Annotated in this window: 5 protein-coding genes; 4 read left to right on the top strand and 1 reads right to left on the bottom strand. The window is 36.0% G+C overall.

The features are described 5' to 3' along the window. The 3 genes from BMX21_RS18865 to BMX21_RS18855 form a co-directional block, all read left to right on the top strand. Window positions 1-183 (top strand): transposase domain-containing protein (locus BMX21_RS18865; protein WP_143057308.1); only part of this gene is annotated, 183 nt, incomplete at its 5' end. 25 nt (window positions 184-208) lie between these two features. Then, complete coding sequence (locus BMX21_RS18860) at window positions 209-799, top strand: sigma-70 family RNA polymerase sigma factor (RefSeq protein ID WP_330390295.1); 591 nt, start codon at window positions 209-211, stop codon at window positions 797-799. Beyond that, on the top strand, window positions 792-3,767 hold the full coding sequence (locus BMX21_RS18855; protein ID WP_092047021.1) for a helicase-related protein: 2,976 nt from the start codon (window positions 792-794) through the stop codon (window positions 3,765-3,767). Before BMX21_RS18860 ends, BMX21_RS18855 begins: the two co-directional genes overlap by 8 nt. Window positions 3,768-3,783: 16 nt before the next feature. Here the strand turns inward: BMX21_RS18855 and BMX21_RS18850 are convergent, their stop codons facing one another. After that, a complete protein-coding gene (locus tag BMX21_RS18850) occupies window positions 3,784-4,812 on the bottom strand; it encodes a WYL domain-containing protein (protein ID WP_092047019.1) in 1,029 nt (342 codons plus the stop codon). Between the two features lie 139 nt (window positions 4,813-4,951). On the opposite strand from BMX21_RS18850, the gene tnpA reads away from it, so the two are divergent. After that, the coding region (gene tnpA / locus BMX21_RS19590) for an IS66 family insertion sequence element accessory protein TnpA (protein WP_242952966.1) at window positions 4,952-5,147 on the top strand (196 nt) is incomplete at its 3' end.

Below are 5,147 nucleotides of genomic sequence, written 5' to 3'. Positions count from 1 at the left end.
GAGACAGCTAAAGCTAATGGTGTTGATGTTTACTACTATCTGAAATATCTTCTCATGAAATGTCCAACATCTCTAACTAGCGATGAAGATCTTGAGAAGCTTTGCCCATGGAATCCTGAATGCAAAGAAGCTCTGGACGAACTCCATCGTCAACATCAGAATGCAATCTTCGATGCACTGTAATCTTTATCATATGTGAATTGTCAAGGTGCTCCAGTCTCCTACGAGGCTGGGGTATATTTTATGGGCAAAAGCCCTTGTACCTAATAATATTTTTGCGGTGGATGTGTTACCCACCGGAAAATTTAGCGCTTACTTTGAACAGGTTATTCGTGTAAATAAATGCAGAAAATTGCATGATGTGACATCTATCTCAGATCTACAGCAATTTGTAAATGAAGATTATAATGCTGACTATTCCTATGAGGAAATTCAAAACCTTGTTATGTATGCAGATAAGTATCTGAATACAGCTAGTCTTAATAAGGTCGTGAATGATGCAGATGGTGGAGATACAGAAATCCTTGATTTCGTTGCATCTGAGCAGAGTGTTGAAGATCAGGTAATGGATACTATTATTTCTGAGGAAATCAGCAAGTTGCTTGGTACCTTGTCAGATAGAGAGCATGCAGTTATTAGTATGCGCTTTGGATTAGAAGGTAACTATAAGATGACATTGGAAGAAATTGGACTTATGTATAACGTAACTCGTGAGAGAATACGTCAGATTGAGTCAAAAGCTATAAAGAAGCTTGCGCTTCCAGCAAAGAGAAAGAGATTGGAGGGAATTTATGCCTAACTATATTACAGATATTAAAAGAACAATTGAAGAGAAAAATGATAACAACACCCTTTTTGTATTGAAGGGATTTAGTGTGGAAGAACTTGGATTAAGCAGAGTATCTCTTGCGGACACTATTGCAGATAATATCTCAAGAGTAATGTCTCTTGCTATGGAGAATCCTAAAGTTATTTCTTTTGACGAATTTGTTTGTCTGTATGAGATTGCTGTTCGCCAATATAAGCATATTATAGTTATCACGAATAAAGCGATGCATATAGAGTATCCTATAGACGTTCTCATTGATGATGAGATTGCGAAGTCGTTAGTCGCACATTTTGATGACGAATCAGCGGTGGATACTGAGATTGCAGATATTGATGATTATCTGTATATCTACAGTAATTTTTGCAAGAGTAATGATGGATATGTATGCTCTTATAACTTTGAAGAATATGACTTGAAGAATGAAAAAATAGAAGTTGTCTCATTTGGGAAGTATGTTGAACAGCAAGTAGAGCTTTCTTCTCGGCATACTAGCTATGATGAGATCATTTCGTATCCCAGAGTGAACGAATTATTGGAGGAGTATTGGGGTTATACCAATTTCCGTAGCATTAAGAACTATGACTTGGATGCGTTGGATAAGGGTGAAAAGAAAGTAATTGACGTATCACAGGAAAAGATTATTGGCGATATGATTTCACAGGTTGAAAATTGTGTAAATCACAAAAATGCAAGAGATATTTTTGTTACGGCACCAACTGGCGCTGGAAAGTCTCTTATGTTCCAATTACCAGCAATGTATCTGGCTGAGAAATATAATCTAGTTACTATTGTTATAACTCCATTGATTGGGTTGATGAATGATCAGGTGCAGGCTCTTAATGATAGGGGATATATGAGGGCTAGGACTATCAATTCAGATATTTCTCCAATTATAAAGGAAGAAATATTAGAAGAAGTTAAAAGCGGAGAGGTAAGTATTCTGTACCTTTCTCCGGAATCATTAATGGGACGTAGCGGAATTGAATCTCTTATTGGTACAAGAAAAATCGGAATGATTATTGTTGATGAAGCTCATATTGTGACTACATGGGGCAAACAGTTCAGACCAGATTATTGGTATCTTGGAGACCATGTAAGTAAGCTTCGTACAGCTCAGGGAAAAGCAGAAGAGGATCCTATGTCTTTTGTTATTGCTACATTTACTGCTACAGCTATTTATGGTGGGCATGAGGATATGTACAAGGAGACTTTAAATAGCCTTCATATGATTGATCCGATTACATATTTAGGATATTTAAGGCGAGAAAACATTTCTATTGAGATTAATGAGATTGAGGCAAAACACAATAGGACTGAGTATGAGCTAGATAAGTTTGATGCGATGGTTAAAATGATTAGAAATAGCTTAATGAGAAATCAAAAAACCCTAATCTACTTTCCGACAGTAGCACTTATTGAGCGTTTTAATACTTATTGTTACAAGGAAAACTTATCTGAGTATGTAGCAAAATATCATGGACAGATGCTTGCGGATGACAAGAATGCTAACTTCCAGGCATTTTTAAGTGGTGAGAAGCTTATCATGCTTGCTACTAAAGCCTTTGGAATGGGTATTGATATTCCTGACATTGCTGTTGTATCTCATTATGCTCCAACTGGTAATGTATGCGATTATATGCAGGAGATAGGAAGAGCTGCTAGGGATCAAGATATAGATGGACATGCAATTTATGAGCATATGAGCAATGACTTTCAGCATATCAATCGTCTTCATGGACTTTCAAGGTTGTATAAGGGACAACTTGTGGAAGTGATGAAGAAAATCTTGGAGTTATATGAAGACTATAGATACTCTGACAAAAAGAATTATCATACTAAAAAGAGAAATGAAATGCTTATTGATACAGAAAGCTTTTCATATATCTTTGAAAGCCCCATGGTAAATGACGAAGAGATTGTAAATAAAGTTAAAACGGCAATGCTTCTTATTCAGAAAGATTATGAGAATAGAGGTATGACACCATTTAGGATGCGTCCGGTACCAATTTTTGCCTATGGTTTCCTGGGGATAGAGCCAGAGGTGCGTGAGAAATTAAACACTCGTTATCCAAGTTGTGCTGTACTTAAGAATGAAAAGCTCAATGTTTGTGAAGTGAATTTAAAGAAGATATGGCAAGCAGATTATGAAGATAAAATGTCTTATCCAAAGTTTAAGTATCTGCTTTATACAGGAAGTGATGAACTTGCTTTTAATAGTCAGTATAAGTTCTCAACAGCGATGTCAGTAGATATAAGCTTTGAACCACACTACAGGGAAGTATATAGCAAGATTCTTGATGCTGTTAAAGGGGCAATAAACTATTCAGTTAGAAACAATAAGTTTATGTCTGAAGATGAATTGGCAAAATATATTTCCGAAGATGCTGGAATAAGCATTTATAGAGCTGAGAACATAGTAAGAGTAACTCTTGCAGCGATTACAACTTATTCAAAATCGTTTTCATGGGGGATGAATAGTCGTTTATATGATGCAAGACCTCTGAAGAACGACAGAGTTATTTATAAGTTTAATCCAGCGTCTAGAGATTTCATTTACTGGATTGAAAAAGGTTTTAGAACTATTGAAGAAGAGACAGTTGAAAGACAGATGTATGTGACTAATGAAAGTAATAGCAATAAAACCAAGGAGATACTTACTGTTTTAGGAATTTTGGAAGCTTTTGGAGTATTACGCTTTAAATCACTTGGTGGAACAAACAGCCAGATTTATATTTATGTTAATGAGACAAAGAATATGAGGATTGTACGCGATAAGCCAGAAGCTTATAGAAATAAGCTTTTGGAAGCAGTAGGAAAGCGACATGAAATATCTGTTAAGATGTTGACGTTCTTATTCCAAAATAGATTTAGAAGTGAAGAAATTTGGGATCATCTTGAAAATTATTTCCTGGGAATTTTGCCGGAGGAGTTGAAATAACTCCTCCAACATAGGACTATAAGTTTTTCCACGCTTCAGCTGACTCGTATAGAGCAAGAGTTTTACGTGCTTTATCGATGATGTCTTTTCGCAGATATGAGGGCTCAATAACCTGGATGGAGGAGCCGTAGCCTCGTATCCACCTTTGAAACTCTGGAATGCCTATTATATCGTCTTCGTAGATGTAGACGTCACCTTGTTTGTAAAAAGAACATAGTTCTTTACGATGGCGGATATCATTTTGTATTTTTTGAATCATGTTAGGTCTAGTGTCGGAGATTACTATTTTAACATGCTCTGGCGCAGCGTCTTCATGAAAATAAGAACCCCACATATACTTTTTATTCGGGTTTTCTTCAATTTCAGGAAAAGGACCAAAATTTTTGACAGCTTTAATAGTATCGGTTACTCGATCCAGTCTGTATGTACTATTGTTATTTGCTAATTCGAAATAAATCCAGTTATCAGCAATGCTCGTTGCAAGATTAACTGGAAAACCAATATGGTTTTCTATTATGCCTTTACGGTTTTTATAACTAAAAGAGATTGCAGTATGGTTATTGATTGCAGTTTGAATTAATTCTTGGTTTTTGCGAATATTTTTTTCAACTTTTGTTACATTATCTTTTATCTCATAAATAGCACCATGTCTAAAAGAAGTGTCGGTTTCGCCCAAAGATTGAATGGCACCATATTCAATGGCAGTTAATCCAAGTAATTGATCCTCATCTAAGCTCAGTACTTTTAGCTTTATAGACCATAAGTAATGATCATACTTTCCTTGAAGGAGATTTGTTGATACACCTTCTTCATCATCTAAATATTCATCAATGAAATTATTGTCTGAATTGTATGAAGCAGGGTCTTCTCCGGTAACACAAGCGGATAAGATGGTATTTTTGACCAATTGAAGGATGAACTTGCGAACATATTCAATTGGTATGTTACAAGACTCCGCAATTGCAGGAATGGTAGCGTCATATTCTTCTGAATTCAGCAGTGCAATAATATCGCTTATTAGTTCTAAAGTCTTTTTATTATCCATTTGTTAATCCGTAAGCGCGAAAAAATTAGGTGGATCGCTACCGCAATTAATTAGGTTCATAATGGATTCGAATAACGTACATTTTACTATGTTTAAAGTCGAATGATGAACATTTCACTACGACTTGGAAGGAGCTGTTATGTCGAATCCAAAGAAACCACAACCTCGCAGAACAGATGAGGAATGGTACAGACTCATTATGGACTGCAGAAAGAGCGGGCTATCCGATTCTCAGTTTTGTCAAGCAAATGGAATTCCTAATTCTTCGTTTTCTACTGCTGTCAAACGTCTACGCAAGAAATCTTTCGCGATTCCTGAAGTCACTGACGTTGATA

The organism is Butyrivibrio sp. TB, from assembly GCF_900110805.1.
In the GTDB taxonomy this organism is placed as follows: Bacteria; Bacillota; Clostridia; order Lachnospirales; family Lachnospiraceae; genus Butyrivibrio; species Butyrivibrio fibrisolvens_C.
Note: the sequence above shows the minus strand (reverse complement) of the source record. Positions and strands in the feature narration are given on the sequence as shown.

Bases quoted from the DNA above. Each gene is read 5' to 3' on its own strand.
- BMX21_RS18855 (WP_092047021.1), top strand. From the start codon at position 792: ATGCCTAACTATATTACAGATATTAAAAGAACAATTGAAGAGAAAAAT.
- BMX21_RS18850 (WP_092047019.1), bottom strand. From the start codon at position 4,812: ATGGATAATAAAAAGACTTTAGAACTAATAAGCGATATTATTGCACTG.